At 65.4% G+C, this 26165-nt stretch carries 21 protein-coding genes; 14 read left to right on the forward strand and 7 right to left on the reverse strand.

The features are described from left to right. Positions 1-7 precede the first annotated feature (7 nt). Complete coding sequence (locus tag ACFPAH_RS09670; RefSeq protein WP_379744134.1) at positions 8-2248, reverse strand: ATP-binding protein; 2241 nt, start codon at positions 2246-2248, stop codon at positions 8-10. Between the two features lie 248 nt (positions 2249-2496). Here ACFPAH_RS09670 and ACFPAH_RS09675 point away from each other — a divergent pair, with 248 nt between their 5' ends. From ACFPAH_RS09675 to ACFPAH_RS09685, 3 genes are read left to right on the forward strand one after another with little or no spacing between them, the layout of a single operon-like run. Next, positions 2497-4404: a hybrid sensor histidine kinase/response regulator gene (locus tag ACFPAH_RS09675; RefSeq protein WP_379744136.1), complete on the forward strand. Its 1908-nt coding sequence runs from the start codon at positions 2497-2499 to the stop codon at positions 4402-4404. A 14-nt stretch (positions 4405-4418) separates the two neighbouring features. Then, positions 4419-5363 carry a pyridoxal-phosphate dependent enzyme gene (locus ACFPAH_RS09680; protein WP_379744138.1) on the forward strand — a complete coding sequence of 315 codons (945 nt, stop codon included), beginning with the start codon at positions 4419-4421 and terminating at the stop codon, positions 5361-5363. Beyond that, on the forward strand, positions 5360-7474 hold the full coding sequence (locus tag ACFPAH_RS09685; RefSeq protein ID WP_379744140.1) for a histone H1-like repetitive region-containing protein: 2115 nt from the start codon (positions 5360-5362) through the stop codon (positions 7472-7474). The genes ACFPAH_RS09680 and ACFPAH_RS09685 overlap by 4 nt, the downstream gene beginning before the upstream one ends. Before the next feature lie 15 nt (positions 7475-7489). Here ACFPAH_RS09685 and ACFPAH_RS09690 read toward each other — a convergent pair whose 3' ends face one another. Together ACFPAH_RS09690 and ACFPAH_RS09695 are read right to left on the reverse strand one after the other, a co-directional pair. Further along, entirely contained in the window at positions 7490-8731 is a 1242-nt protein-coding gene (locus tag ACFPAH_RS09690) for an esterase/lipase family protein (protein ID WP_379744142.1), read from the reverse strand. Between the two features lie 165 nt (positions 8732-8896). Continuing rightward, a complete protein-coding gene (locus ACFPAH_RS09695; protein WP_379744144.1) occupies positions 8897-10174 on the reverse strand; it encodes a dienelactone hydrolase family protein in 1278 nt (425 codons plus the stop codon). 335 nt (positions 10175-10509) lie between these two features. Here ACFPAH_RS09695 and ACFPAH_RS09700 point away from each other — a divergent pair, with 335 nt between their 5' ends. Together ACFPAH_RS09700 and ACFPAH_RS09705 are read left to right on the forward strand one after the other, a co-directional pair. Further along, positions 10510-11115, forward strand: a complete 606-nt coding sequence (locus ACFPAH_RS09700; protein ID WP_379744146.1) for a tRNA-uridine aminocarboxypropyltransferase — start codon at positions 10510-10512, stop codon at positions 11113-11115. Between the two features lie 41 nt (positions 11116-11156). Beyond that, positions 11157-12338, forward strand: a complete 1182-nt coding sequence (locus tag ACFPAH_RS09705; protein ID WP_379744148.1) for a PA0069 family radical SAM protein — start codon at positions 11157-11159, stop codon at positions 12336-12338. A gap of 266 nt (positions 12339-12604) precedes the next feature. Here ACFPAH_RS09705 and ACFPAH_RS09710 read toward each other — a convergent pair whose 3' ends face one another. Continuing rightward, entirely contained in the window at positions 12605-13813 is a 1209-nt protein-coding gene (locus tag ACFPAH_RS09710; RefSeq protein ID WP_379744150.1) for a glycosyltransferase family 4 protein, read from the reverse strand. A 791-nt stretch (positions 13814-14604) separates the two neighbouring features. Between ACFPAH_RS09710 and ACFPAH_RS09715 the strand changes: the two genes are divergently transcribed. Further along, a complete protein-coding gene (locus tag ACFPAH_RS09715) occupies positions 14605-14805 on the forward strand; it encodes a hypothetical protein (RefSeq protein WP_379744152.1) in 201 nt (66 codons plus the stop codon). Between the two features lie 227 nt (positions 14806-15032). Further along, positions 15033-15623 carry a nitroreductase family protein gene (locus ACFPAH_RS09720; protein WP_379744154.1) on the forward strand — a complete coding sequence of 197 codons (591 nt, stop codon included), beginning with the start codon at positions 15033-15035 and terminating at the stop codon, positions 15621-15623. A gap of 94 nt (positions 15624-15717) precedes the next feature. On the opposite strand, the gene ygiD is transcribed toward ACFPAH_RS09720, so the two are convergent. The 3 genes from ygiD to ACFPAH_RS09735 form a co-directional block, all read right to left on the reverse strand. After that, the gene (ygiD, locus tag ACFPAH_RS09725; protein WP_379744156.1) at positions 15718-16578 is read right to left on the reverse strand and encodes a 4,5-DOPA dioxygenase extradiol; all 861 of its coding nucleotides are present in this window, start codon (positions 16576-16578) and stop codon (positions 15718-15720) included. Next, positions 16575-17699, reverse strand: coding sequence for an FUSC family protein (locus ACFPAH_RS09730; protein WP_379744158.1), 1125 nt, complete (start codon positions 17697-17699; stop codon positions 16575-16577). The genes ygiD and ACFPAH_RS09730 overlap by 4 nt, the downstream gene beginning before the upstream one ends. 152 nt (positions 17700-17851) lie before the next feature. Then, positions 17852-18751 (reverse strand): LysR family transcriptional regulator, encoded by a 900-nt coding sequence (locus tag ACFPAH_RS09735; protein WP_379744399.1) that lies wholly within the window; start codon positions 18749-18751, stop codon positions 17852-17854. Between the two features lie 173 nt (positions 18752-18924). Here ACFPAH_RS09735 and gtdA point away from each other — a divergent pair, with 173 nt between their 5' ends. The 7 genes from gtdA to ACFPAH_RS09770 all read left to right on the forward strand — a co-directional run bounded on the left by gtdA (position 18925) and on the right by ACFPAH_RS09770 (position 25951). Then, positions 18925-19983: a gentisate 1,2-dioxygenase gene (gtdA, locus tag ACFPAH_RS09740; RefSeq protein ID WP_379744401.1), complete on the forward strand. Its 1059-nt coding sequence runs from the start codon at positions 18925-18927 to the stop codon at positions 19981-19983. Positions 19984-20002: 19 nt separating this feature from the next. Further along, positions 20003-20701 carry a fumarylacetoacetate hydrolase family protein gene (locus tag ACFPAH_RS09745; RefSeq protein ID WP_379744160.1) on the forward strand — a complete coding sequence of 233 codons (699 nt, stop codon included), beginning with the start codon at positions 20003-20005 and terminating at the stop codon, positions 20699-20701. Between the two features lie 30 nt (positions 20702-20731). After that, positions 20732-21997 (forward strand): aromatic ring-hydroxylating dioxygenase subunit alpha, encoded by a 1266-nt coding sequence (locus ACFPAH_RS09750; protein ID WP_379744162.1) that lies wholly within the window; start codon positions 20732-20734, stop codon positions 21995-21997. A gap of 2 nt (positions 21998-21999) precedes the next feature. Further along, positions 22000-22482 carry an aromatic-ring-hydroxylating dioxygenase subunit beta gene (locus ACFPAH_RS09755; RefSeq protein ID WP_379744164.1) on the forward strand — a complete coding sequence of 161 codons (483 nt, stop codon included), beginning with the start codon at positions 22000-22002 and terminating at the stop codon, positions 22480-22482. A gap of 76 nt (positions 22483-22558) precedes the next feature. Then, the gene (locus tag ACFPAH_RS09760) at positions 22559-23956 is read left to right on the forward strand and encodes an MFS transporter (RefSeq protein ID WP_379744166.1); all 1398 of its coding nucleotides are present in this window, start codon (positions 22559-22561) and stop codon (positions 23954-23956) included. Beyond that, the gene (gene maiA, locus ACFPAH_RS09765; protein ID WP_379744168.1) at positions 23943-24581 is read left to right on the forward strand and encodes a maleylacetoacetate isomerase; all 639 of its coding nucleotides are present in this window, start codon (positions 23943-23945) and stop codon (positions 24579-24581) included. Before ACFPAH_RS09760 ends, maiA begins: the two co-directional genes overlap by 14 nt. 584 nt (positions 24582-25165) lie before the next feature. Further along, positions 25166-25951: an ADP-ribosyltransferase domain-containing protein gene (locus ACFPAH_RS09770; protein ID WP_379744170.1), complete on the forward strand. Its 786-nt coding sequence runs from the start codon at positions 25166-25168 to the stop codon at positions 25949-25951. The last annotated feature ends 214 nt before the right edge of the window (positions 25952-26165 follow it).

A 26165-nucleotide genomic window follows, 5' to 3' on the forward strand; every position in this document is an offset into this window, starting at 1 on the left:
TCGCCGGTTAGAGTGCGAGTTTTCGCGGGATACTGAAAGAGAAAGTGGCGCCCTGGCCCTGGACCGACTCGGCCCAGGCGCGTCCGCCATGGCGCTCGACGATGCGGCGCACGTTGGCCAGGCCGATGCCCGTGCCCTGGAAGTCTTCCATCCGGTGCAGGCGCTGGAACACGCCGAACAGCTTGTGGACGTAATCCATGTTGAAGCCGGCGCCGTTGTCGGCGATGTGGAAGACCGTCTCCTGCGCGTTTTCCTCGGCCCAGACGCGAATCGTCGCCGGGTCGCGTTGCCCGGTGAACTTGACGGCGTTCGACAGCAGGTTGAGCACCGCCAGGTGCAGGAAGTTCGGGTCGGCCGTGATGCGCGGCAGCGGCGCCAGTTGCCAGTCGATGTTGCGCCCCCGCGTCTCGATCGACAGCTTGTCTATGCAGGAGGCGACCAGCTTCGACATGTCCACTTCGACCGGGCGCAGGGCGGCGCGGCCCATCTGCGAAAAGCTCAGCAGGTCGTCGACGAGCTTGCCGGCCAGGCGCGCCGATTCCTTGATGTTGGTGAGGAAGCGCTGGCGCATGGTGGTGTCTTCGCTGCCGCTCGATTCGAGCAGCAGGTCGGAAAAGCCGACGATGTGGCGCAGCGGGGCGCGCAGGTCGTGCGAGACCGAATACGAAAACGCTTCCAGTTCCTTGTTGGCGCGGCCCAGTTCCTCGGCCAGTTCGGCCATCTGTTCGGCGCGCTCGAGCGCGATGCCGAGCATGGCGGTACGGAATTCGCCGGTCAGCTCGATCTCGGCCGGGTGCCAGGGCAGGCTCACGCCGTGGATCACTTCGCGCCAGGTGGCAAAGCTGGTGCGCGGGGTCAGCTGCACCATCCTGCCCGGCACGGAATCCTTTTCATGCGGGTTGCCGGCCCATTCGATGGTATGGACCACCTCCGGGCGGAACCACAACAGGTAATGCTTGTGCACGCGCGAGATCGACATCGCCAGCAGGCCGCTGGCATTGCGGCGGATCGCCGCGGCCGCCGGGTACAGGTTCGACAGCTGGTCGGTATGGAAGATTTCGTGGCCATGGCCCTGCAGTTCGAGCCAGGACACGAGCTCCTCGATGGCGGGCACGTCGGGGGTGTCGCCGTAGGTCAGCACGCGCTCGTCGGCGACGATCGCGACCCCGCCGGCGCGCGCAAAGCGCAGCAGTTCGGGGAAGACCGAACCCATGTTCTCGATGATGTCGGCACCCTTGGTCAGGTTGCCGAGCATGGCCACCATCATGCGCCGCACGTCGAGGCGGAACTGCAGGTCGCTGGCGTCCTCGCGCGATTCGATGCACAGCGCCAGCACCTGGCCGAGCTGCTCGCAGGCGCTGCGCTTCTCGAAGGGCAGCGGGCAGGGCGACTCGTTGTGGCAGGAGATCAAGCCCCAGAGCCGCCCCTTGACCATCAGCGAGACCGACATCGAGGCCAGCGTCCCCATGTTGCGCATGTATTGCAGGTGGACCGGGGAGACGCTGCGCAGGGCCGCGAACGAGAGGTCGTTGCGCGCGCCGGTGACGGGATTCTCGGGCGGCACCAGCTGCGCGGGCGTGTAGTTGGCGTCCTGGATCAGGCGGATGCGCGAGGCGGCGTACAGCTCGCGCGCCTGGGCAGGAATGTCGCTGGCCGGGAAGCGCTGGCCCAGGTAGGAATGGTAGCTGTCCTCTTTCGACTCGGCCATCACGTGGCCATGGCCGTCGCGGTCGAACTGGTAGACCATCACGCGGCCGAAACCGGTGACCATGCGCACGTGGTGCGCCGCCTGTTCGGCCACCGATTCGACCGTCTGCGTCTGGTCGATCTTCAGGAGGAAGTCGCCGAGCAGGGCGTACAGGTGGCGGAAATCGGCCGCGCCGGCACGCTCGACGGCTTCGAATTCGAGGATCAGCAGATCGTCCCAGCGGTGGCCGAGCACGTCGAAATGGCTGGCATTGCCGGCAGTGATGGTGTCGATATAGAACGGGCGGTTGCCCAGGTCGACGGCCCGCAGCGCGCCGGCCAGGCGTTCGCCGGCCGGCCCGAGGACGTCGGCGAGCGAGCCGCCGATCGCCGCCTGGGCCTCGATTCCCAGCCATTGCGCCAGGTTGGCGCTGGCCTGGAGTACCTGTGTTTCCGCCGACAAGGTCAGCAGGAATCCGTGCGGCTGGATGCTGCCAGGCGTGCGGATCGGTTCCCTGTCGCAACTGGACAGGTCGAGCGGTGCGGATGGAGCTGGATTCATGGGGCGCAGGCGTGGGAACGGCTGGGTTACAAAAGCGCTATTTTAGCCTGAAAGACATGAGTGGAACGGCGTAATGCCAGTCCCTGAAGCGCGCACGGCCACACCGAGTGAAACGTGAAGTTTTTGGGCGGATTAGTGCTTGACTGAATCGTCAATACTTGATTCGCACGCGAAACAGTTGCGTGGGCCCATGCCGGCTTTTGGGGTTATGATGGTGTGTTAGCCAACATTGTCCAGTTCCAGCCACCATGCACAACGCCGTCGAAGCCAAGCAAGAGCTGACCGAAGAACAGCGCGTCCAGTACCTGATCTCGGGGATCAGCGACTATGCAATCTACATGCTCGACCCGGACGGTCGCGTCAGCAGCTGGAACACGGGCGCCCAGCGCTTCAAGGGCTATCAGCAACACGAGATCCTGGGGCGTCACTTCTCACAGTTCTATACGCCCGAGGACCGCGCGGCCAGCCTGCCGGCGCGCGCCCTCGCCACCTCGCTGGTCGAAGGCAAGTACGAAGCCGAGGGCTGGCGCATGCGCAAGGACGGCACCCGCTTCTGGGCCAGCGTGGTGATCGACCCGATCTACGACGAATACGGCACCCTGCTCGGCTACGCCAAGATCACGCGCGACATCACCGCCCGCCGCGACGCGGAAAAGGAACTGCGCGCCAGCGAGGAGCGCTTCCGCCTGCTGGTGCAGGGCGTCACCGATTACGCCATCTACATGCTGTCGCCGACGGGCGAGGTCAATAACTGGAATGTCGGGGCCGAGCGCATCAAGGGCTATATGGCCGACGAAATCGTCGGCCAGCACTTCTCGCGCTTCTATACGGAGGAAGACCGCGTCGGCCGCCTGCCGTGGCGGGCGCTGGCCACCGCCGAGCGCGAGGGCCGCTACGAGGCCGAAGGCTGGCGCCTGCGCAAGGACGGCACCCGGTTCTGGGCCCATGTCGTGATCGATGCCATCCGCGACGAGAGCGGCGAACTGCTCGGCTTTGCGAAAATCACGCGCGACCTGACCGAGAAAAAGGCCGCCGCCGATGCGCTCGCCGAGGCCAATGCCGCCCTGTTCCAGGCGCAGAAGATGGAATCGATCGGCCAGCTCACGGGCGGCATCGCGCACGACTTCAACAACCTGCTGTCGGTGCTGGCCAGCGGCCTCGAAGTGCTGTCCCTCGGCCGCGGCGGCAATGTCGACGGCAAGACCCTCGACAGCATGCGGCGCGCCATCGACCGCGGCGCCACGCTGACCCAGCAATTGCTGGCCTTTGCGCGCCAGCAGCCGCTGCAGGCGGAAACGCGCAGCGTCAACCGTCTCATTTCCGGCTTCGAATCGGTGCTGCGGCGCGGGGTGAACGCCGCGATCGAGTTCGAGCTGCGGCTCGACCCCCACATCCGCAACACCGTCATCGACAGCGCGCGCTTCGAATCGGCCCTGCTGAACCTGGTGGTCAATGCGCGCGACGCCATGCCCGACGGCGGCAGCGTGCACATCGAAACGGCCAACGTCGACCTGGTCGAGCACGAGGTGCGCGGCCTGGCGCCGGGGCCCTATGTGCGCGTGACCGTCAGCGACACCGGCACCGGCATGCCGCCGGAGGTCGCCGCGCGCGCCTTCGAGCCCTTCTATACGACCAAGGAAGTGGGCAAGGGCACCGGCCTGGGCCTGTCCCAGGTCTACGGCTTCATCAAGCAGTCGGGCGGCGAGGTCGTGATCGGCAGCGCGCCCGGCGAAGGCACGGCGATTTCGATCTTCCTGCCGGCCGCGCCGGGCCAGGACCTGGCCACCCAGCGCGAAGCGAACGAGCTGGTGCTGATCGTCGAGGACGAACCGGACCTGATGGACGTGGCAGCGGCCCTGTACATCAGCATGGGTTACGAGGTCGTGACCGCGTCGAACGCCCAGGAAGCGATGAACCTGCTGGCCAGCCGCGACGTCGCCATCCTGTTCACCGACATCATCATGCCGGACGGGATGAACGGCATCGAGCTGGCCGTCTTCACGCGCGACAATTATCCGGGGGTGAAGACCATCCTGGCGTCCGGCTATCCGCTGCCGGCCCTGAAAGTCGACCCGGCCTACCTCAACGAATTCGTCTTCGTGCACAAACCCTACCGGCTGTCGGACCTGGCGCGCGCGCTGCGCACGGCGGCCTGACGGGGACGCGGCGCATGCAGCTTCACCTCGACACGCCCCTGGTCGAATCGAACGCCATGGCTTGCCGCGCGGGCCAGCGCGTCTGGCTCAAGATGGAGGCCTTGCAGCCGAGCGGCTCGTTCAAGCTGCGCGGCATCGGCCACGCCTGCGCACTGCGGGTGGCCGCCGGCGCGCGCCGGATCGTCTCCTCCTCGGGCGGCAACGCCGGGCTGGCCGCAAGCTATGCAGGACGCCGGCTCGGCGTGCCGGTACTGGTCGTGGTGCCGGAAACGACCAGCGCGCGCGCCCGCGAACTGCTGGCGCGCGAGGGCGCCGAGGTGCGGGTGCAGGGGTTGTCCTTCCAGGAAGCGAACGCCCACGCGCAGTCCCTGCTTGGCGCGCACGACGCCTTTATTCACCCGTTCGACGATCCGCTCCTGTGGGAAGGCCATGCCGGGATGATCGACGAAGTGGCACGCGCCGGCCTGCGGCCGGACGCGGTGGTGCTGGCGGTCGGCGGCGGCGGGCTGCTCAGCGGGGTGGTGGAGGGCCTGCGCCGGCAGGGCTGGAACGAGGTTCCCGTGATTGCCGTCGAGACCCGCGGCGCCGACTCCTACGCGCAGTCGCTGGCGGCCGGCCGGCGCATCGAATTGCCGGCCATCGCCAGCATCGCCACCTCGCTCGGCGCGCGGATGGTAGCCGAACATGCCTTGGCGCTGGCCGCCGAACATCCGATCGCCTCCGTCGTCGTCAGCGACCAGGAGGCGGTGGCCGCTTGCCTGCGCTTCATGGACGACCACCGGGTCGTGGTCGAACCGGCCTGCGGCGCGGCGCTGGCGCTGGCCTACGAGGCCGGGGAGCGCCTGGCCCGTTTCGACAATGTGCTGGCCATCGCCTGCGGCGGCGCGACCGCGACGGTGGCGCAACTGCAGGCCTGGGACGCGCAGTTGTCGCAGTTACCGCAAGGGCCGGCAGCTTGAGTACGGCCGTCCTCCTCGAACGCGGACCCTCGCGCCTGCACGCGGCGCTGCTGATTTCCCTGGTCTTTCACGCGCTGCTGCTCAGTATCAGCCTCGGCGGACACAGCTTCGGGCTCCCCGGCCTGAACCTGCCCTGGAAGGAAAAGCGCCTGGGCGCCGACGAGTTGAGCATCGTGCTGGCGCCGGCGCAGCCTGCGTCTTCGGCAAACGAAGCGAAGCCGGCCGCTGAGCCGGCGACACCCGCAAAGACCGCCTCCACTGCGGCGGACAAACCTGCGCCGGCAAGCAGCCCGGCACCCATCGCGCTGCCGGCGCCTGCGCCTGGCGGGGCCAAGCCGCCCGGGGCGGCGGTGCCGCCACCGCCCCCTGCGCCGCCGGCTCCCGTCGCGCCTGCGCCGCCGGTCGCGGTTCCGCCTGCACCCGCGCCCGCACCCGCACCTGCACCTGCACCTGCACCTGCACCTGCACCTGTACCTGCACCGCCACCGCCCCCCGCGCCTGAGCCTGCGCAGCCGGCCGCAGCGGCACCTTTACCTGCCGAGGCCCCTGCGCCAAGCGCGCCCGACGTGCCGCGGGTGGGGGCAACCGCTACCGTGGTGGCGCGCAACACGGCGGACGAGGATGCAGCACTGGCGCGCGAAGCGGCAGAAGCAGCCGAAGCAGCCGAAGCAGCCGAAGCAGCTGAAGCGTCCCGGAAGCAGGATGAACAGATCAAGCAGATCATGCTCGAGCGCGAGCAGAACGCAGAGCGGGAGCGGCAGGCCGAATTGATGGCCCAGGCGCAGCGGGAGGCGAGGCAGGAACAGCAGCGGCAGGAACAGCAGCGCCGGGAGGCCGAGCTGGCCGAGCAGGCAGCGCAGCGCGAGGCGGCGCGGCTGGAGGCGGAACAGGCCGAGCTGGCCCGGCAGGATAGCCTGCGCCGTGACGCACTCCAGCGCGAGCAGGCCAGGCAGGAGGAGGCGTTGCGGCAGGAGGCAGCGCGCCAGGAACAGCAGCGTGCCGAGGCCGCGCGGGCGGACGCCGCGCGGCAGGAACAGGCAAGGCAGGCGCAGCTCGACGCTGCGCGCCAGGCCCAGCAGGAAGCGGCACGGCAGGAGGCCATGAGGCAGGAGGCAGCCCGGCGGGAAGCGGAGACCGCCCGGCAGGCAGCCGCGCGCCAGGAACTCGAACGGGCTGAAGCCGCGCGCCAGGAGCAGGCAAGGCAGGCACAGCTCGAGGCGGCGCGGCAGGAGGCAGCGCGTCAGGAAATCATTCGCCAGGAAGCAGCGCGCCAGGACGCAGCACGCCAGGAAGCAGCGCGCCAGGAAGCGGCACGCGAGGAGGCAGCGCGCCAGGAGGCAGCTCGGCAGGAAGCGGCACGCCAGGAAGCGGCACGCCAGGAAGCAGCTCGGCAGGAAGCGGCACGACAGGAAGCGGCACGGCAGGAAGCGGCACGCCAGGAAGCGGCACGCCAGGAGGCAGCGCGCCAGGAGGCAGCTCGGCAGGAAGCGGCACGCCAGGAGGCAGCTCGGCAGGAGGCAGCTCGGCAGGAAGCGGCACGCCAGGAGGCAGCGCGCCAGGAAGCCGGAAGGCAGGAAGCGGCGCGCCAGGAAGCCGCCCGCCAGCAGCAGGCAAAGCAGGACCAGGCGCAGCGCGAGCGTGCCGAGGAAGAGGCGCAACGCGAGGAGCGACTCCGCGCCATCGGCCGTCAACTCGACAGGGAAGCGGCCCAGCGCGACCCGGCCGCCGCCGGCCCGACGCTGCCGCCCACGACCAGCAGCCTGCGCCGCGGCTGGCTGTTCGGCCGCGCCGACCCGAACGCCGACCTCGTCCAGTACGCCCAGGCCATGAGCCGCAAGATCGAGCTGAACATGACCTTCGACACCGTGCGCGAGCTGGTGAAGCAGCCGCATACCGCGCCGATCGTGACGGTGGCGGTGCGCGCGGACGGCTCGGTGGAGAAGGTGACCTTCGTCGTCTCGAGCGGCGTGCCGGCGCTGGACGAAGCGATCCGGCAAGTCGTCGCCAGCCAGGCCCCTTACGGCGCCTTCCCGCCGGCGCTGGCGCGCCAGTACGACGTGATCGAAATCCGCCGCACCTGGCTGTTCGACACCGCCATCCGCCTGCAATAAGCAGCGCCGCCACCGTCAAAGCGCAAACAGGATCTCGCTGATGCGCTCGTAGATGGGGTCGGCGGGCGGCCCCTTGTTCGGCCAGTTCAGGATGTCGAAGTGGTCGTAGCCGCGGTAGTTACCGAGAAAATTCCAGTAGCCCTTGACCGGCGTGCCGTCGAAGTCGCGCACCGGATGGCCGGCGGGTGCGCGCATGCTGGCCGTGTTGACGACCCCATCGTTGGCGAACCAGGCGCTGTCGATGCGCACCCGCCCCGGGGCGCTTTGCGTATAGCTGCCCATGCCGCGCTGGAGCATCGACGGCACGATCCACTCGCCGGCAAAGCGCTTGTAATAGCCGAACATGTCGGCGCGCGGATACTGGTAGCGCGCGCTCTGGAGCGGGGCGAGGGCGCGGTCGGTGCCGTTGCAGCACCAGGCGCCGGCCTCGGTGGCCAGCGTACCGACCGAAAAATAGTAGATGTGCGGCGAGGTGCGTGCCCAGCGGTTGAAGTTGCGCGCGCCGTCGGGCGCCATCTCCCAGTTGCGCAGGTCGTGCTCCAGCCAGTCGCGCAGGGGCGAGCGCAGCTGGGGCAGGATGTCGAGCACGGCGTCGCGCAGGGTGGTGCCGTTGTGCGGACTCGAGATCGTGGTGACGCTGCGCACCCAGCCGACCTTGCCGCCCTGATACAACTCGCCGTCGCCTTCGCCGGGCGCGCCGTGTTCGAGTAGTTCGACCAGGGCCCGGACGGTCGTGCCGCCCTGGCTGTGGCCGATCATGTGCAGCGGGTGGCGTGCATCCCAGGCCGGGTAGAGCGCCGGCGGATGGCCGAGCGGGTTGCGTGCCGGGTCGGCGGCCCAGCAGCGCACGGGCTTCTTCTCGCCCGCCGCCTCGGCTGCCGTGTCGGCCGCGGTGTCGGTTGCCCCATGGCTGAGCCCATAGTCGACGCAGCCGCCCTTGATCTGCGCGTACAGCTCGGCTGCGCGCTCGCGGTTGCTGGCAATCGCGCCGACGCTGGCCGTCAGCACCGTGTGCGGTCCGTGATGGAGGCGCAGGTGGGCGGCGATGTCGCCATAACCGCCCCAGTACAGGAAGCCGCTGCGCGGAAACTGGTCGGGACCGAAGCCGAGGAAGCCGTGCACCAGCACGATGGGGTCGTTATTGGCGGCGCGTGCGCCGGCAGGCAGCAGGGCCAGCAGCAGGATCAGCAACGGGGTCAGCAAAAACGCCAGCGCTGCAAACAAGGAGCGGAAGCAATGCGGGACCGGCTGCGGCATGACGGGCTCCGAGGGACGAAGGCTTCATTGTCGAAGCGGGCGCACCAAGCCGGTTTGCGCTATGTCGCGTATGGATGAGGAACAAATGACGAGGTAGCAGCATCCGGCGCACCATAAAGGCTGCGCCGGATGCTTGACGAGCTATATATTCCTGGACGGAACGACTTACTGGGCTTTCGGCGCCGGCTGGGCCGGCGGTGCCGCCGGCGCCGGCACCGTGCTGCCGACCGCGCCCGGCGCGCTCGCATCCGGCGGCGGTGCGATCGAGGCGGTCATGCTGGCCTTCTCGGCGGCATCGATGCGCTCGCCGTTCCAGACCACGTAGTCGTCGATCGAATACAGCTTGCAGGGCTCGCTGCTCTTGGACGAGCAGGTGGCCAGCGCGCGCGCTTCCGGCGCTTCGCCTTCCTCGGCCCAGGTCCAGGCGCCGCTCGGCGAGACTGCAAAGGCGCGCGGCGTCATCTTGGTCAGATAGTCCGCGTAGGCCAGGCGCCCGTGTTCCGAGAGGAAGGGCACGGCCTCGACGTCGTCGACGCTGGCGAAATCGGTGCGCGGCGGCATCGGCGGCGCCGGCACCTTGTAGATCTCCTCGGTCGGCATGCCGACGCTGCGCAGGAACTGCATCGTGTCGGCCAGCCAGACTTTTTCGCCGTCGCGGCTGGCCAGCATGCCGTGGGCATCGCGCTTGAAGGACGGGAACTCGACCAGGCGCGCGCGCCCGCCGGCCTGGCTGTAGGCCTCGTGCAGGCGGTTCGCCAGGTCCGGGCCGAACAGCGAGTCGTTCTCGCCGTACATCCACAGGCTGGGCAGCTTGCTCTTCGCGCCGTACTCGGCAAAGGCCGATACCAGCGAGGAGCGCCAGGCGCAGCGGTCGCTGTCGTCGCGCAGGCCGCCGGCAAAATTGATCAGGCCGCGCACGCCCGGCAGGTTCTCGGTGCCGAGCGCCATCGTCGCCAGGCCGCCGTAGGACTGGCCGGCCACGACCACCTGGCCGGCGTTCACCCACTTCTGGGCGCGCGCATAGTCGAGGGTGGCGCGGATGTCGTCGGCCTGCAGGTAGCCGTTGGCGGTCATGTCGCAGCCGCGGTCGCGGTACTGGCCGGTCGAGTTGGCGAAACCCTGGCGCATCGGCACCATCACCGCATAGCCGCGTTTCACGAAGGCCGCGGCCATGTAGTAGAAGCGGTCGCGCGGCTGCGAGCTCGGGCGGCCCGGGTCCTTGCCGTGGTTGATGATCAGGAGCGGGAAGGGGCCGGGCCCGTTCGGCTGGAACACCGTCGTCTCGAGCATCGCGCGGCCACCCGCGGCCGGCACCTGGACGACGCGTTCGTTCATGCGGTGGTCGAGCTGGAGCTCCTGCATGATCGCCACGCCGGGCAGCAGGGCCGTGCCGGCGAGCAAGGCAGTGAGGGACTGGCGGACGGTGAGGCGAACTCTAAACATGGGCGACTCTGGAGTGCTGCCGGTGCGACAGAATTGCTTTAGGGAATAAATTGATTCTAGGCACCTAGAAAGTGCAGGGCAATATCCGAATCGCCAATTCGGGCGCTAAATTTTCGTGTGTGATCAAGATGCTTATGCAGATCGATAAGGAACATGCACCGATGCCCCGTCGAGCCCGCTTTATGCGTTGAAGAACGGCCAATATTGATGAGCAGGCAAGGGCTCTGGGCCGTCGTATTGAAGAGACAAACCGGGCCCCGGCGTGGAAGCGGGCGGGCAACGCCCGTGGAGCAAAACCGGGCTGCTACAATCGCGCCTTTCCTTCCCGTTCGCCGATGACGCCTGCTCCCGTTCCCCGCCGCGCCACCTGCGCCGCCTGCCTGCGCGCGCAGCCAGCCTGCATCTGCCGCTGGGTTGCGCCCGTGCAGAGCGCGGCGGCCTTGCTGATCCTGCAGCACCCGCTCGAGGTCGGCAATGCCAAGAACAGCGCGCGCCTGCTGCACCTGAGCATCCCCGGCAGCGTGCTGGCCGTGGGCGAGGCTTTCGAAGAGACCGAACTGGACACGCTGCTGCATGCCGGCGGCCGCAGCCCGGTGTTGCTGTATCCCGACAGCGCGAATGCTGCTGCCCCGGCCTTGCCGCCCGCCGCCGGCCTGCGCCTGGTGGTGCTGGATGCAACGTGGCGTAAAAGCCGCAAGATGCTGTACCTGAACCCCGCCCTGCAAGGTCTGCCGCGGCTGGCCCTGCGCGACATGCCGGCATCGAGCTACCGCATCCGCAAGGCCCATGCGCCCGACCAGCTCTCGACACTCGAGGCGGCCGCCCACGCGCTGGGACAGGTCGAAGGCGATCGGTCGCGTTTCGCGTCCTTGTTCGATGCCTTCGACGGTTTCGTCGAACAGCAGGCCGCATTCGTGCCGCGCTTGAAATCGCCAGAATAGCCGCGTACCATACTGTATAAATATACAGTCATGGGTGGGCCATGCAACATCGACAGCAGACAATTGACCGGGAATACAGCGCCGAGCAGCCAATCCCGGCTCCGCATCCAGCGCAGGTACAGGCTCCGCGCAAGGGGCGTGGCGCCGTCTCGAATATCCAGGGGCGCTACGAGCTCGAGGGGCGAGAAGGCTTCGACGACGGCTGGGCCAGGGAGGACGCAGAACTGCCCGGCTACAAGACGCAGGTCACCGACGAGATCGCGAAAAGCATCCTGTCGCGTAATGCATCGCCTGACATCCCCTTCAACGTTTCCCTCAACCCCTACCGGGGATGCGAACACGGCTGCATCTACTGCTTCGCCCGGCCTACGCACAGCTATCTCGGCCTGTCTCCCGGCCTCGATTTCGAAAGCCGCCTGTTCGCGAAAGTGAATGCGGCCGACCTGTTGCGCCAGGAACTGGCGCGCCCCGGCTACCAGCCCGAGAACATTGCGATCGGCGTCAACACGGATGCTTATCAACCCTGCGAACGCGAGCACCGCATCACGCGCGAGGTGCTGGAAGTGCTGGGCGAGTGCCGCCATCCGTATGGGCTGATCACCAAGTCGGCGCTGATCGAGCGCGACATCGACCTGATCGCGCCCATGGCGGAGCAGGGCCTGGCCTGCGCGGCCATCACGATCACCACCCTCGACTCCGAGATTTCACGCACCCTCGAGCCGCGCGCGGCGGCACCGGCGCGGCGCCTGCGCGCCATCCGCACCCTGACCGAGGCCGGCATCCCGGTCAGCGTCAGCGTGGCGCCGATCATCCCGTTCGTGACCGAACCGGAAATCGAACGCATCCTGGAAGCGGCGCGCGACGCCGGCGCCGTCGGCGCCCATTACGTGGTGCTGCGCCTGCCCTTCGAAGTCAACCCGCTGTTCCAGGAGTGGCTGGAAGCGCATTTCCCGGAGCGCGCGGCGCGCGTGATGAACCGGGTGCGCGAGATGCGCGGCGGGAAGGATTACGACAGCGATTTCGGCAAGCGCATGCACGGGGAGGGCGTCTGGGCCGACCTGATCCGCCAGCGTTTCAACAAGACCGTGGCACGGCTCGGACTGGGCGGCTTCGGCGGGCGCTTCCAGCGGCTCGATACGAGCCAGTTCCGGCGCCCGCTGGTGGTGCCGCCATCGGTCGTCAAGACCGGTGCGCGGGCAGCGGGGCAGCTCGACCTGTTCTGAGGTCGGCCAAGGTTTGGCAAAGCCACTTTGACGGAACCCATCCAGGTTCGACCGCGATTCGTCCTGAAACGCCCGGAGAGGTCGAATGGGGACGATGGAACGGTGTACTGGTTCAAGCACCGTCTGCTGGGACCGCCCGGCTATGTGCCGCTGGCGGAGGCTGAGGCAAGCCGTTCCGAACAACTGAGCACTCAAGCGATTCCTGGCTGGCAATACGTTCACTGGTTCCGACGAACCTGAGTATGACGCGTTTTACCTGAGTGCGCTCAAGTTGCTGTATAGGCAGGATGTAACGATGAATAAATGTTAGCGATCTGCACGGCGACACGGTCCCACGACATACTTTCCACTTTAGCGCGACAGTCCATTGGGTCGGGCCTGTCCGCCAGGACCTCCAGCACAGTTTCGCGTATGGCCCGTACATCAAATGGATCAACGACGCGTAAGCAGTACCCGTCCGGCTGCAGGTCCAATCCATTGTCGCGCGTAATGATAGCCGGCGTGCCTGCGGCAAGCGATTCGAGCGCCACAAGTGGAGCTGCCTCGGCCTTGCTCGGCATGACAAGCGCGCTGGCTGCAGCATAAGCCCCAGAAAAGGTCGGGCTCGTTCGATCGAGGTTGCCCAGGTAGACGACTTTGGCTGCCGGAACGGCCAGGCAGGCATCGAGTGTCGCGCGGCTTTTCCCATGCAGTGGTCCAGCAAGGACGACGGTGATATTGGTGCCGGCCAGAGCTCTCACCAGAGTCAGCTGATTCTTCCACGATGATATCTGGCCTGGATAGAATACGAAGGGTCCGGTTACGTCGTATTCGGCATGGAAGGCCGCTTTGTCCGGCTCGAAGAATTGCTTGGAGATCCCGTTCGGGACGACAGATACGCGCTTGAAGCCTGTTCCGAACGATTTATTGATCACATCACGCTCCCAATTGCCCAGAGCGATGATGTGGTCGGCGCTGCTTAGTGCGCTGTGAACGCTGCGTAAGTCGGTTTTGACTTTATAACCTGAAATACGGCTAATCAATGACTCGAGAGAGTGTATTAGAGCAAGTCGTAGGGGCGCGTCGATAACGAATGCCGGATTGAGCAAGCTTGATAAAACGACCTTGCAGCCTTTGGCGCGCGCCTGCTCCACCAGCTTTACATTCCCATGTTGGACGGAAAAGACGTGAATAATGCTAAAGTCCGAAAAATCATCGCGCGTGGTGTCGAGGATTTTCACATCAATACCCAATTTCTGTAGTGCAACCTGGGTTTCACGAACCTGAACTTGTAATCCGCCCTCATTTTGAAATAGCGTCGGATAGGAAACGAGACCGACTTTCATGGGATTATCCTGAGGAAGTGCGTTTGGTGAAAAGATCCTATTCGTAAGGCTGTCGCCATGTTTTTCGTCGAAAGGCGAAGACGCAGTTGGTACTGATGGAAATTCCCTTGCGCGATCAGGCGTTCTTTCGCGTGTTTTAAATGTTTCCATAATATTATCGTCACGTTTTATGATTGCATATAGTTTGATGCGAATAATAAAGCCTTTGAGCGGATCATCCAGGAATTAATTTATATGACTGGCGATATATTTTTCCGGAAAGTCTGCCCAAGGGAAATAAATGTTCTCGATCGTCATCAAATTCCCAAGATGAGTGGTCGGGTGCACCCATTTCCAGGATAAGAAGATGGCGTCCCAATAATAAACGTGGCCTTTGGATTAGTGTACGAAATTCGCAGCCGGACCAGGCTGTTTACGTTTATGTAACATGGAAGAGTGGCCACAGCTGTCGTGGAAGGCGAGCTCTGCTCATATCCTGTTTTGGTCCGTTTTGTCTTGCTAGAAAGTTCTCAGCAGTTCTTCCAAGAATTTACTGCTGTTGTCGCCGCCCAAGCATAGTCGTGTCGACCATGTTCCGGAGCGCGTTTGAGTACGGCGGCGAGGTTTGTGCCCCAGGGGCAGCCCGGTTTGTTCGGATACCAGGCAAAGGCGCGCTTCCTGGCACCCAGATGTTCGCGGTCCGTCGCTCAATCGGCTTTCCGGTTGACCGGCAGCGGCTCGATGGGAACGTGACATCTTGTAACGTCCCTTACAACTCTCGGCTGGCGACCAAGCGGCGTTTCCTTTGTAATCAAGGGCTGGCTGACTTCCTAAACCCTTCAAATGAAACAACGCGACCAGCGCCTGTCCCCCTTCCACTGGCCCACCTCCGTTCTTGCGGCGACCTTTCCCTCCGGCAGACATCGCCATCGCGCTGTCGTGCGCTATCCGGAGGCGCTACGGTGACAGGCGATCCGCAGGCAGGCAAGGAGCGCGGCTACGACCGCCGCGATCAGCGGATGTCGAAGCTGGTGTACAAGTCGCAGATAGTCCGCGATGTGTTTGGAGTCCGGCTCGCCCATGTGTTCATGCATCTGATGAAGGTCGATGCCGGCGTGGCACGCCGGGTGCTGGGCGCACCAAGGAACAAAATGCGGCGTTAGCGGCCTGGTGCGATCGAACGCTCGATCGGCAAACCGGCACGACAGGCGCGTTCCGGAACGGCCAATACCGCTTCGGTGTCCCAGGGGGAGGGGCGAGCGCGTCCAGCGTTCCCAAAGGCGAAGCGGCCGCACCGAGCAAGATCCATAACATTTCTTCCCTGGGGCGGGAGCCGCTGTGCAAAGTGCATAATGCTGGATCGTCCCACCCTCACCATGAAGGAACCAGCATGAGCAGCACCCGCACACCCGATTACCCCATCGACCGGCAGTTCGTCGAGCGCTGGTCGCCGCGCGCCTTTGCCGATCGTCCAGTGACGCAGGAACAGGTCCTGACCGTCCTGGAGGCGGCGCGCTGGGCGCCATCGGCGTCCAACCTGCAGCCCTGGCGCTTTTTCTATGGCGTGCGCGGTGAGCCCGAGTTCGACACGCTGCTCAGCCTGCTGGTGCCTTTCAACGAAGGCTGGGCCAAGGACGCGGGAGCGCTGATCTTCATCACCTCGATCACCTCGTTCGACGGCACGCGCCAGATTCCCACCCACAGTTTCGACGCCGGCTCGGCCTTCATGTCGCTGTCGCTCCAGGCGCACAGCATGGGCCTGGTGGCGCACGGCATGGCGGGCATCGAGTTCGACAAGGTGCCGCTGGTGCTGCGCCTGCCCGATAATCTGAAGGTCGAGGCCGCCGTCGCCATCGGCTACCAGGGCGACGCGGCCGCCTTGCCGGAAGCCCTGCAAAAACGCGAAACCCCGTCGCAAAGGCAAGCCTTGTCCGAGATGGTCTTCAAGGGCCACTTCAAGGGCGAGATCAAGGCGCCTTGACCGATAGCCCGGCGGCGCCGCGCGCCGCCTGCTAACCCTGGCGTCGGGCCTGCGCCGGCCGCTCCCTCGAGCCCATCGACTTCCCGGTTGCTCCTCAGGTATTCGTGTCCTGCGGCGCGATCCCGCCGGGAATCGGCGCCGCCGCGCCGCCGCCGGTGCCTGCCATGGCGGGATCGCATCCGAGCACGAAGCTGGTCATGGTCAGCGCGCCCATCACGCCGCCCTCGACCAGCACCTGTGCGCCTTCGCCGGCCGCGCTGGCCAGGCCGGCCAGGTAGGCCAGCGGCAGGAAGTGCTCCGGCGTCGGCACCGCCAACCGGTAGGCCGGGTGGCTGGCGAGGCGGGCCAGTGCGCCCGGACTGGCGGTCATCAGCTGCCGGGCCTGGGCGTCGAAGTCGGCGGCCCAGTCGAAGGCGGTGTCAGGCATGCTGCGTTCGACCAGGCGCAGGTTGTGCACCACGTTGCCGCTGCCGACGATTAGGATGCCGCGCTCGCGCAGCGGCGCCAGTTGCCGGCCGAGATCGACGTGGTAGGCGATGTCCTCGCCGGCATGGATCGACAACTGCAGCACCGGCACGTCCGCTTGCGGGAACATGTGGGCCAGCACCGACCAGGTGCCGTGGTCCAGGCCCCAGCTGTCGCGGTCGAGGGCAACGGCGCCGGGACGCACGGCCGCGGCGATTTCCTCGGCGATGTCGGGCGCGCCGGGCGCCGGATAGTCGAAGTCGAACAGTGCCTGCGGAAAACCATAAAAATCGTGGATCACGCGCGGGTTCGCCATGGCCGTGAGGGCGCTGCCGCCGATGAACCAGTGCGCGGAGACGACCAGGATGGCGCGCGGGCGCGGCACGGCCTGTCCGAAGCGGCGCCAGGCTTGCGTGTAGCGGTTCGACTCCAGCGTGTTCATGGGGCTGCCGTGGCCGATGAAGGCGGCGGGCATGCGGGATGGTGTCATGGATTCGCTCCTGGAAGGGGAATGCGCAACATGCGCCGCAGCAGGACGCCCAGCCTGTGGCGCAGGCGCGGGCTGTGCAGGCAGGCGGCGCCGCCCAGGCCGATCGCGCAGCCGAGCACCGTGTCGAGGAAGCGCGCGCGGATCAGCAGCGCGGCCGGGGTGTGGCCGAGGGTCGCTGCCTCGGCCAGCAGGATCGTCAGCGGCGTGATGAGGGTCGCGGCCAGCGCGTAATGGCGCACGATCAGCGACTCGATCAGGAAAGTGAGCAGCATGACGGCCATTGCGATCGCCCACTGGCCGAGCGGCAGCGAGAGCAGGCCCCAGGACAGCAGCAGGCCGGCCGCCGTGCCGATCACGCGGTGCAGCTGCTTGGTCCAGACCGCCCGCAGGCTCGCTCCCTGGATCACGGCAAGGCAGCTGACCGGCACCCAATACGGCTTTTCCAGCTGGAAGGCCTGGGCCACGGCGAGCGAGACGCCGACCGCGAGGCCGATGATGAGCGCATCGACCACGACGAAGTCGAAGGCGGGCGGCGGCCCCGCGTAGGGCGGCTTGGGCGGGATTTTTCGCAGCATGAACAGGCTGTAGACGAAGCCGACCAGGCAGGCCACCATGCAGCCCAGGGCGAACAGCCCGACCATGCGCGGCCATTCCGGCACCGCCACCGGAGAGTAGGCGCCGATCGAGGCCACCATCACGAAAAACAGGCTGCCGGGCGGCCCGACGTTGTACAGGCGGCACATCATCGTCACCAGGATGGTGATGCAGACCAGGGTCGGCAGTATCAGCGGCGGCACCAGCTGGCTGGCCAGCCCGAGCGCGTAGCAGGCCAGCATGCCGAAGGAGCAGGCCATGATCACCACCATCCGGTGCGACAAGGGCGTCACCGGCAGGTAGAGGAAGGCCAGGCCGCCGATCGAGCCGACCAGGCCGTACCCGATCTGGCCGAACCAGGCGCCGGCCACCAGCGGCAGGCCGGACGAGAGCGCGGCCGCGAGCGGCATCTGCCAGCTGCGCTCGCTCTTCTGGAAGACCAGCAGCTGGCGCCATTGGGCCAACAGTAGCGCCTTGAGGCGGGCCAGCGGACCGCTGTGCGCCAGGTCGGCGCGGCTATCGTCCACGGGACGTTCCGCAGCCCGCCTGGGCGCCGGTATGCAGGAAATGATTCATGTTATTCGGGCGTGAAACCTTGAGGTGCGCGCGCGCAAGGGCGCTGCCGCTGATGGTGTGCAAATTGTAACGCCCTTCGGCGAGAGCGGTCGCCCGGTGCATCCTAGATCGCCAGCTCCGCGATCACATTCCTCAGCCATTGATTACCCGGTTCCTTGTGGAAGCGCGCATGCCAGAACAGGTTGACGTCGAACTCCGGCACCGGCACCGGCAAGGGCAGGTAGGTCAGATTGAAGGGCGCCATGCTTTCGCGCAGGTAGCGCTCCGGCACGGTGGCGATCAGGTCGGTGCTGGAGAGGATGTTGCCGAGGGCGATGAAGTGCGGCACGCTCAGGCGCACGTTGCGCCGGATGCCGCGCCGCGCGATGGTCTCGTCGACCATCGCGTGCCCGGTGCCGCCGGCCACCACCACCACGTGCTGGGCGCCTTCGAAATCGTCGAGCGACATGCTGCCCCGGTCGAGCCGGTGGCCCTTGCGGAAGATGCACACATAGCGCTGCCGGAACAGCAGGCGCTGGAAGAAGCCTGCCTTCAGCTGCGGCAACAGGCCGATCGCGATGTCGACCCGGCCCGATTCCAGCTCGTCGCCCAGGTTGACGCTGGTATTGCGCACGGTGCTGATCGTCACGCCGGGACCGACCTCGGCCAGCCTGCCCATCAGGCGCGGCAGGAAGTGGACTTCGCCGAGGTCGGTCATGGCCAGCGTGAAGGTGCGCTCGCTGGCGACCGGGTCGAATTCGAGCTGGCGCTCGAGCGTGTCGCGGATCGAGGCCAGGGCATTGGCGATCGGCTCGGCCAGGTAGCTGGCATAGGGCGTGGGCTCCATGCCGCGCCCGGTGCGCAGGAACAGTTCGTCGCCCAGCATCTTGCGCAGGCGGGCCAGGGCATTGCTGACGGCCGGCTGGGTCAGCCCCAGGGTCTCGGCCACCGCCGCCACCCGCCGTTCCTTGTACAGCTGCTGGAACACCACCAGCAGGTTGAGGTCGATGTCTCTCAGGTTCAGCATCTCATTTCCGACATTCATAAAATCTATTTTGATGATTCACGGGATTTTGTTTTTTTATTTTAGTGCAAAACCTATACTTTCTTCCAATAACGCATAACCGATATAGCAAGACCGTATGACATTGCCGTCGCTTCCATTGCGCCGGCATGACACAAGGAGACCAGATGGACATGCAAGCAAGCGGCACGCTGGCCGACAAGGACAACGTGAAGGAACAGCGCGCCGAGTTCTACCGGCGCATCGGCGGCGACAACATGACCCCGCTGTGGGAAGTGCTCGGCGCCCTGGTGCCGAAGGCGCCGACCTCGCCCGTGGCCCCGGCCCTGTGGCGCTACAGCGAGGTGCGCGGCCACGTGATGGAAGCGGGCCGCCTGATCACCGCCGAAGAGGCCGAGCGCCGCGTGCTGGTGCTGGAAAATCCCGCACTGCGCGGCAATTCCTCGATCACCCAGTCGCTGTATGCCGGCCTGCAGCTGATCATGCCGGGCGAAGTCGCGCCGGCCCACCGCCACAGCCAGTCGGCGCTGCGCCTGGTGCTCGACGGCGAGGGCGCCTACACCGCGGTCGACGGCGAACGCCACACGATGCGCCGCGGCGACTTCATCATCACCCCCTCCTGGACCTGGCACGACCACGGCAACCTCGGCAGCGAGCCGGTGGTCTGGCTCGACGGCCTCGACATCCCGACCGTGCGCTTCTTCGACGCCGGCTTCGCCGAGCACGGCAGCGCCGCGTCGCAGCAGACGGCGCGCCCGGAAGGCGACGCGCTGGCGCGCTACGGCCACAACATGGTGCCGGTCGACCTCCAGCAGGCCCCGTCCGACCCGACCAAGGTCTTCGTGTATCCGTTCGCCGAGACGAAGGAAGCGCTCGAAGGCATCGCCCGCACCGCGCCCGACGCCCACTTCGGCCACAAGCTGCGTTACGTGAATCCGGCCACCGGCGCCTCGCCGATGCCGACCATCGGCGCCTTTGCCCAGCTGCTGCCGGCAGGGTTCGCGAGCCAGCCTTACCGCAGCACCGACTCGACCGTCTACGTCTGCCTGGAAGGCGAGGGCAGCGCCCAGGTCGGCGACGAAACCTATACCTTTGGTCCGAACGACATCTTCGTCGTGCCGTCCTGGCACACGCTGCGCCTGCAGGCACAGGCGAACACGATCCTGTTCAGCTTCTCGGACCGGCCCATGCAACAGGCACTCGGCCTGTGGCGCGAAGAAAAAATACAGTAACCCCTCATTGGAGAACAACATGGAATACGCAGTAGCGCCGTCCCCGGTGTACGGCTTGCCGGTCGCCGGCAGCAACGAGCAGTTTCCCGTCAACCGCATCTTCTGCGTCGGCCGCAACTACGCCGCCCATGCGCGCGAGATGGGCAAGGACCCGGACCGTGATCCGCCGTTCTTCTTCATGAAGCCGGCCAACGCGACGGTTGTCTGCGGCGCGCAGGAAACGACGATCCCGTATCCGCCGAAGACGAACAACTTCCACCACGAGATCGAGCTGGTGGTCGCGATCGGCAAGGGCGGCGCCGACATCGCCGTCGAAGCAGCGCTGGACCACGTCTACGGCTATGCCGTCGGCCTGGACATGACGCGCCGCGACGTGCAGCTCGAAGCGCGCGACAAGGGCCGGCCATGGGAGTTCGGCAAGTCCTTCGCCAAGTCGGCGCCGATGGGCCCGGTCCACCGCGCCGCCGATGTCGGCCACATCGCCGAGGGCGAGATCGCCGTCACCGTCAACGGCGAAGACCGCCAGCGCTCGGACGTCTCCAAGCTGATCTGGTCGGTGGCCGAGTCGATCGCCTACCTGTCGGAATACGAGACGCTCGAACCAGGCGACATCATCATGACCGGCACCCCGGAAGGCGTGAATTCGGTCAAGCCGGGCGACCTGATGGTCGGCACGATCGCCGGCCTGGGCGAGATCCGCGTGCGCGTGGCCGGCTAAGGTAATACTGGAGTAGAGGAGACAATCATCATGGGCGACACCCCAGTCGTATTCCCGATCCGCCCGGTGTGGGAATCGAAAGAAAGCAGCAGCCGCATCCCGTTTGCGGTGTACACCGACGAGGAACTGCACAAGCGCGAACTCGAGCGCCTGTTCTACCACGGCCACTGGTGCTACATCGGCCTCGAAGCCGAAGTGCCGGAGGAGGGCGACTTCAAGCGCACCGTGGTCGGCGAGCGCTCGGTGATCATGGTGCGCGGCGCGGACGGCGCCATCAACGTGGTCGAGAACGTGTGCGCCCACCGCGGCATGCAGTTCTGCCGCGAGCGCCACGGCAAGAAGAAGGAATTCGTCTGCCCCTACCACCAGTGGAACTACAAGCTCAATGGCGACCTGCAGGGCGTGCCCTTCCGGCGCGGCGTCAAGCAGGACGGCAAGGTTCAGGGCGGCATGCCGAAGGAATTCAAGCCCGAGGAGCACGGTCTCACCAAGCTGAAGGTGGCGGTGCGCGGCGGCGTCGTGTTCGCCTCCTTCGACCATGAGGTGGAGTCGCTGGAAGACTACCTGGGCCCGGACATGCTCGGTTATTTCGACCGCCTGTTCAACGGCCGCCAGCTCAAGATCCTCGGCTACAACCGCCAGCGCATTCCGGGCAACTGGAAGCTGATGCAGGAAAACATCAAGGACCCCTACCATCCGGGCCTGCTGCACACCTGGTTCGTCACCTATGGCCTCTGGCGCGCCGACAACAAGTCGCAGCTGGTGATGGACGAGCACCACCGCCATGCGGCGATGGTCTCGACCCGCGGCACCGGCGGCGCCAAGTCCGAAGTCACGGCCGGCGTCACCAGCTTCAAGGAAAGCATGGAGATCGAGGACAAGCGCCTGCTCGACATCGTGCCCGAGGACTGGTGGGGCGGCCCGACCGCGGTGATGATGACGGTGTTCCCGAGCGTGATCTTCCAGCAGCAGGTCAACAGCGTCTCGACCCGCCACATCCAGCCGGACGGCAAGGGCTCCTTCGACTTCGTCTGGACCCACTTCGGCTTCGAGGACGACACGCCCGAGATGACGGAGCGCCGCCTGATCCAGGCCAACCTGTTCGGACCGGCCGGCTTCGTCTCTGCCGACGACGGCGAGGTGATCGAGCTGTCGCAGATGGGCTTCGAGCAGAAACCCTTCCACCGGGCGCTCGCCGAACTGGGCGGCTACGGAGAAGAGAATACCGACCACATGGTGACGGAAACCCTGATCCGGGGCATGTACGGCTACTGGCGCAAGGTGATGGAGGATTGAAGATGACTGACAAAGACGACATCCAGACCTATCTGGCGCTGGCCGCCCTGAATGCCGACTACGCGGCCGCCATCGATTCCCAGGACTGGGACCGCTGGGTCGGGTTCTTCACCGAGGACTGCGAGTACAAGGTGCAGCCGCGCGAGAACTACGAGCGGGGCTTCCCGCTCGCCACCCTCGCGCTGCTCAGCCGCGGCATGCTGCGCGACCGCGTCTACGGCATCAAGGAGACGCTGTTCCACGACCCGTACTACCAGCGCCACGTGGTCGGCCTGCCGCGCATCCTGCGCCGCGAGGGCGACCTGATCGAGGCCGAGACCAACTACGCCGTGTTCCGCACCAAGCTGAGCCAGGAGACCACGGTGTTCAACGTCGGCCGCTACCTCGACCGCGTGCGGGTCACGCCCGAGGGGCTGAAACTGGCATCGCGGCTGTGCATCTATGACACCGAGATGATCCCGAACTCGCTGATTTATCCGATTTAAACGGTAAGGCGTATGAAGGCCCGGGCTTGCCCGGGCCTTTGTACATGCAAGCACCACCTCGTTTCAAGGAGTACCCATGTCTGCCGCAGCACGCATCGACGTCCAGAAGCTGATCGATACCGGTCGCTTCTCGGGCTATCAGTTCCTCGTCGCCTTCCTCTGTTTCGTGATCATCGCCATCGACGGCTTCGACACGGCCATCATCGGCTTCATCGCCCCCTCGCTGCGCACCGAATGGGGCCTGTCGCCGGCCCAGCTCGCGCCGCTGCTGTCGGCCGGCCTGGTCGGCCTCGCGGTCGGCTCTTTTGTTGCCGGCCCGCTCGGCGACCGCATCGGTCGCAAGGCCATCCTGGTGCTCTCGGTCCTGTTCTTCGGCATCTGGACCCTGGCCTCGGCCTACGCCGATTCGCTGTTCACCCTGACCCTGTTCCGCTTCCTGACCGGCCTCGGCCTGGGCGGCGCCATGCCGAACGCGATCACGCTCACCTCCGAATATTCTCCCCAGCGCAGCAAGTCGGTGGTGGTGACGATCATGTTCTGCGGCTTCACCCTCGGCTCGGGCCTGGGCGGCCTGCTGGCCGCGCAGATGATCCCGGACTACGGCTGGCGCAGCGTGCTGCTGCTCGGCGGCTACCTGCCGATCGGCTGCGCCTTCCTGCTCTGGTTCCTGCTGCCCGAATCGGTGCGTTTCCTGGTGCTGCGCCGGCCCGACAGCGCCAAGATCGCGGCCATCCTGCGCCGCATCGCGCCGGGCGCCTCAAGCGTGACGCTCAGCGGCGCCAGCTTCTTCATTCCCGAGCCGCCGGCCACCTCGAAACGCTCGCCGGTGGCGCAGCTGTTCTCGCCCCAGCTCGGCTTCGGCACGCTGGCCCTGTGGGCGGCTTTCTTCATGAGCCTGCTGATCGTCTACCTGCTCACCAACTGGCTGCCGACCCTGTTCAAGGACGCCGGCTTCCCGCTGGCCAAGGCGGCGCTGGTGGCGGCCATGTACCAGGTCGGCGGCACCGTCGGCGCGATCGCCATCGGCTGGCTGATGGACCGCTACAACCCCTACCGGGTGCTCGCCGTCTCCTACCTGACGAGCATTGTCTTCATCGCCCTGATCGGTTTCATGTACACGGATCTCGTGGTGCTGAACCTGGCGGTGGCCGGCGTGGGCTTTTGCATCAGCGGCTCGCAGGTCGGCGCGAACGCGCTGGCCGCCTCGTTCTACCCGACCAGCAACCGCGTCACCGGCGTCAGCTGGGCGCTGGGCGTCGGCCGCTGCGGCGCCATCCTCGGCTCGCTGATGGGCGGCGCGCTGCTCGGCGCCGGGCTGGGCTTCTCGGCGATCATCCTGCTGCTGGCGCTGCCGGCCCTGCTGGCGTCCATGGCGATTTTTGCGATGGCGCGGAAATATGCACACGGCCGCGCGGCACCGGCTCCAGCGGCGGACGCAACCTCAACTCAGGAAATCAAACATGAAACTGCATAGCTTCTTCAACAGCTCGACCTCGTTCCGGGTGCGCATCGCGCTCGCCCTGAAAGGCCTGCCTTACGACTACGCCGCCGTCAACCTGCGCGCCGGCGAGCAGAACCAGGACGCGCACCGCGGCCTGAGCCCGGCCGGGATCGTGCCGGTGCTGGTCGACGGGGAGGTCTCGTTGACCCAGTCGCTGGCGATCATCGACTACCTCGACCGCCGCTACCCCGGGCCGCGCCTGCTGCCCGAGGACGACCTGTTGCGCGCCCGGGTGCTGGAGATCGCGCAGACCATCGCCTGCGAGATCCACCCGATCAACAACATCCGCGTCCTGAAATACCTGACCGGCACGCTCGGCGTGAGCGAAGAGCAGAAGAACGCCTGGTATGCGCACTGGGTGGAGGAGGGCCTGGGTGCGGTCGAACGCCTGCTGGAGAAGCTGCCGGCCGCACCTTACTGCGTCGGGGACACGCCGACCCTGGCCGACTGCTGCCTGGTGCCGCAGGTAGCCAACGCCCAGCGCATGGGCTGCGACCTGTCGCGCTTCACGCGGGTGATGGCGGTATACGGGCATTGCATGCGCCAGGACGCCTTCGTGCAGGCGGCGCCTGCGATGCAGCCGGATTTCGTCGGCTGAGGACTGGACGTACGGCACGTAGGGTGGACACCCGTGTCCACGCGTGCATGCGTCTCGTTGGCGCATCCTTACGCGTGGAGTCGGGACTCCACTCCAGCCACCCGCGAGTGGAAAGTCCATGGACATATAGAATCCCTAGTAGTCATCAGTGTTCTTGCAAACCAACCATGCCCATGGTTAGAGTCGCAAAACTGGTTTCCATGTTGGCTACGTCCATACCTATCTCTGCGAAAAATCCGATGCAAACGTAGCCATACCTGGCCCTTGGCGTCTCGGCGCGAGTGCGAAGGAGATCTCGAACTTCGATCTGAACCGGTCGGCAACAGAGGGTTTCGGTATACTGGGTAGGCGCCTTAAACACGTCTGAGCGAGTGCGCTGCTGGCCTTGCAGATCGTGCTCCGCCGATGGTTCTCAACGCCGCCAGGGCTGCGGGCCTAGAAATGGCGGATGTTTCAAACGGTCGCACGTCATCATCCGTTACGCCAGTGAACTTCGGAAAGGACCTAATGTTCTTTTCAGGGCAGAAAAGCATAGGCGGCAGTTGACTGCGTTCAAAAAAGCGACCATATTTCCGGTGAGATCAATGAGAGACAGACTTAGTAAATCTAGTGTCAGCGAAGTTGCTCCATTAACCTTTAGCGAGGATCTTTCGTTCTGGGAGTGCGAAAATTTTGTATTGGAGACAGCAGTAACGAAACACAATTTTGCTTACTGGGCTGCGCATGTGCTTTATTTGCCTCTGTATTTTGACAAGTCAAAGGACCACTACTCTGCGCAAAACGATTTTCCACGGGTGAAAGACCTAATTCTGCACGGGCTGAAGTCTCATGGGTTCGACATTCAACATGATGAAATCTCCGCTTGCAAGAGCGAAGCGGAGATGAATAAGACGATCATTCAACAATATACAGCGGCGTCCGACTTGTATTCTCGCGTGAATGAACTGCTTCGAATGGGGAATCTTGGAAAGGATGTGGGCGACGATCCTCTAGTTCCATGGATCCTGCATCTCAACGCGATATTGCGAAAAGAGGAGGAGCACCACGGCGTCGTCTACCGTGGGTCCAATATGTCAAGAAGCGACATAGACAAATACGTCGTCGGAGAGCAGTTCGTCTGGTCCTCCTTCACCTCCCTGTCGATGAATCGACTAAACTGCATTAATGGAAATGTATTATTTACTATAACGCCGAAAAGTTCGTTGTCGACCTACGGCAAGAGAGCCGCTAGAATAATTTCACATTATTCTTATTTTCCCGAAGAGGAAGAGGCGCTGCTACCGATTGGGTGCGCGTTCCGCGTGGAAGGCAAGCGAAAGGTAGCGGGAAACAAGTTCGAAATCGACCTCGCTCTGTACGATCATCTGTGACATCGACATCGACATCGACATCGACATCGACGAATGCGAAAGGTCTTCTTGACGGAAACCCTTTCCGCAACAGCTCTCATCCGGGCGCAGCGCTACAGCGTTGCGTCATCAGATGCATTTCTGTAAATTGACGATTTCAGAATCTGCGACGCAGTCCATACTGTGTCGAGGTGCATGGCGATAATGCTCTGGGTCTTCAAGGGAAAGGCGCTGA

This window comes from Massilia sp. GCM10023247, from assembly GCF_042653325.1.
Lineage (GTDB): Bacteria > Pseudomonadota > Gammaproteobacteria > Burkholderiales > Burkholderiaceae_D > Telluria.

Excerpts from the sequence above, each read along its gene's own strand:
- ACFPAH_RS09670 (WP_379744134.1), bottom strand. The coding sequence starts at position 2,248 with ATGAATCCAGCTCCATCCGCACCGCTCGACCTGTCCAGTTGCGACAGG.
- ACFPAH_RS09675 (WP_379744136.1), top strand. The coding sequence starts at position 2,497 with ATGCACAACGCCGTCGAAGCCAAGCAAGAGCTGACCGAAGAACAGCGC.
- ACFPAH_RS09680 (WP_379744138.1), top strand. The coding sequence starts at position 4,419 with ATGCAGCTTCACCTCGACACGCCCCTGGTCGAATCGAACGCCATGGCT.
- ACFPAH_RS09690 (WP_379744142.1), bottom strand. The coding sequence starts at position 8,731 with ATGCCGCAGCCGGTCCCGCATTGCTTCCGCTCCTTGTTTGCAGCGCTG.
- ACFPAH_RS09695 (WP_379744144.1), bottom strand. The coding sequence starts at position 10,174 with ATGTTTAGAGTTCGCCTCACCGTCCGCCAGTCCCTCACTGCCTTGCTC.
- ACFPAH_RS09700 (WP_379744146.1), top strand. The coding sequence starts at position 10,510 with ATGACGCCTGCTCCCGTTCCCCGCCGCGCCACCTGCGCCGCCTGCCTG.
- ACFPAH_RS09705 (WP_379744148.1), top strand. The coding sequence starts at position 11,157 with ATGCAACATCGACAGCAGACAATTGACCGGGAATACAGCGCCGAGCAG.
- ACFPAH_RS09710 (WP_379744150.1), bottom strand. The coding sequence starts at position 13,813 with ATGGAAACATTTAAAACACGCGAAAGAACGCCTGATCGCGCAAGGGAA.
- ACFPAH_RS09720 (WP_379744154.1), top strand. The coding sequence starts at position 15,033 with ATGAGCAGCACCCGCACACCCGATTACCCCATCGACCGGCAGTTCGTC.
- ygiD (WP_379744156.1), bottom strand. The coding sequence starts at position 16,578 with ATGACACCATCCCGCATGCCCGCCGCCTTCATCGGCCACGGCAGCCCC.
- gtdA (WP_379744401.1), top strand. The coding sequence starts at position 18,925 with ATGCAAGCAAGCGGCACGCTGGCCGACAAGGACAACGTGAAGGAACAG.
- ACFPAH_RS09745 (WP_379744160.1), top strand. The coding sequence starts at position 20,003 with ATGGAATACGCAGTAGCGCCGTCCCCGGTGTACGGCTTGCCGGTCGCC.
- ACFPAH_RS09750 (WP_379744162.1), top strand. The coding sequence starts at position 20,732 with ATGGGCGACACCCCAGTCGTATTCCCGATCCGCCCGGTGTGGGAATCG.
- ACFPAH_RS09755 (WP_379744164.1), top strand. The coding sequence starts at position 22,000 with ATGACTGACAAAGACGACATCCAGACCTATCTGGCGCTGGCCGCCCTG.
- ACFPAH_RS09760 (WP_379744166.1), top strand. The coding sequence starts at position 22,559 with ATGTCTGCCGCAGCACGCATCGACGTCCAGAAGCTGATCGATACCGGT.
- maiA (WP_379744168.1), top strand. The coding sequence starts at position 23,943 with ATGAAACTGCATAGCTTCTTCAACAGCTCGACCTCGTTCCGGGTGCGC.
- ACFPAH_RS09770 (WP_379744170.1), top strand. The coding sequence starts at position 25,166 with ATGAGAGACAGACTTAGTAAATCTAGTGTCAGCGAAGTTGCTCCATTA.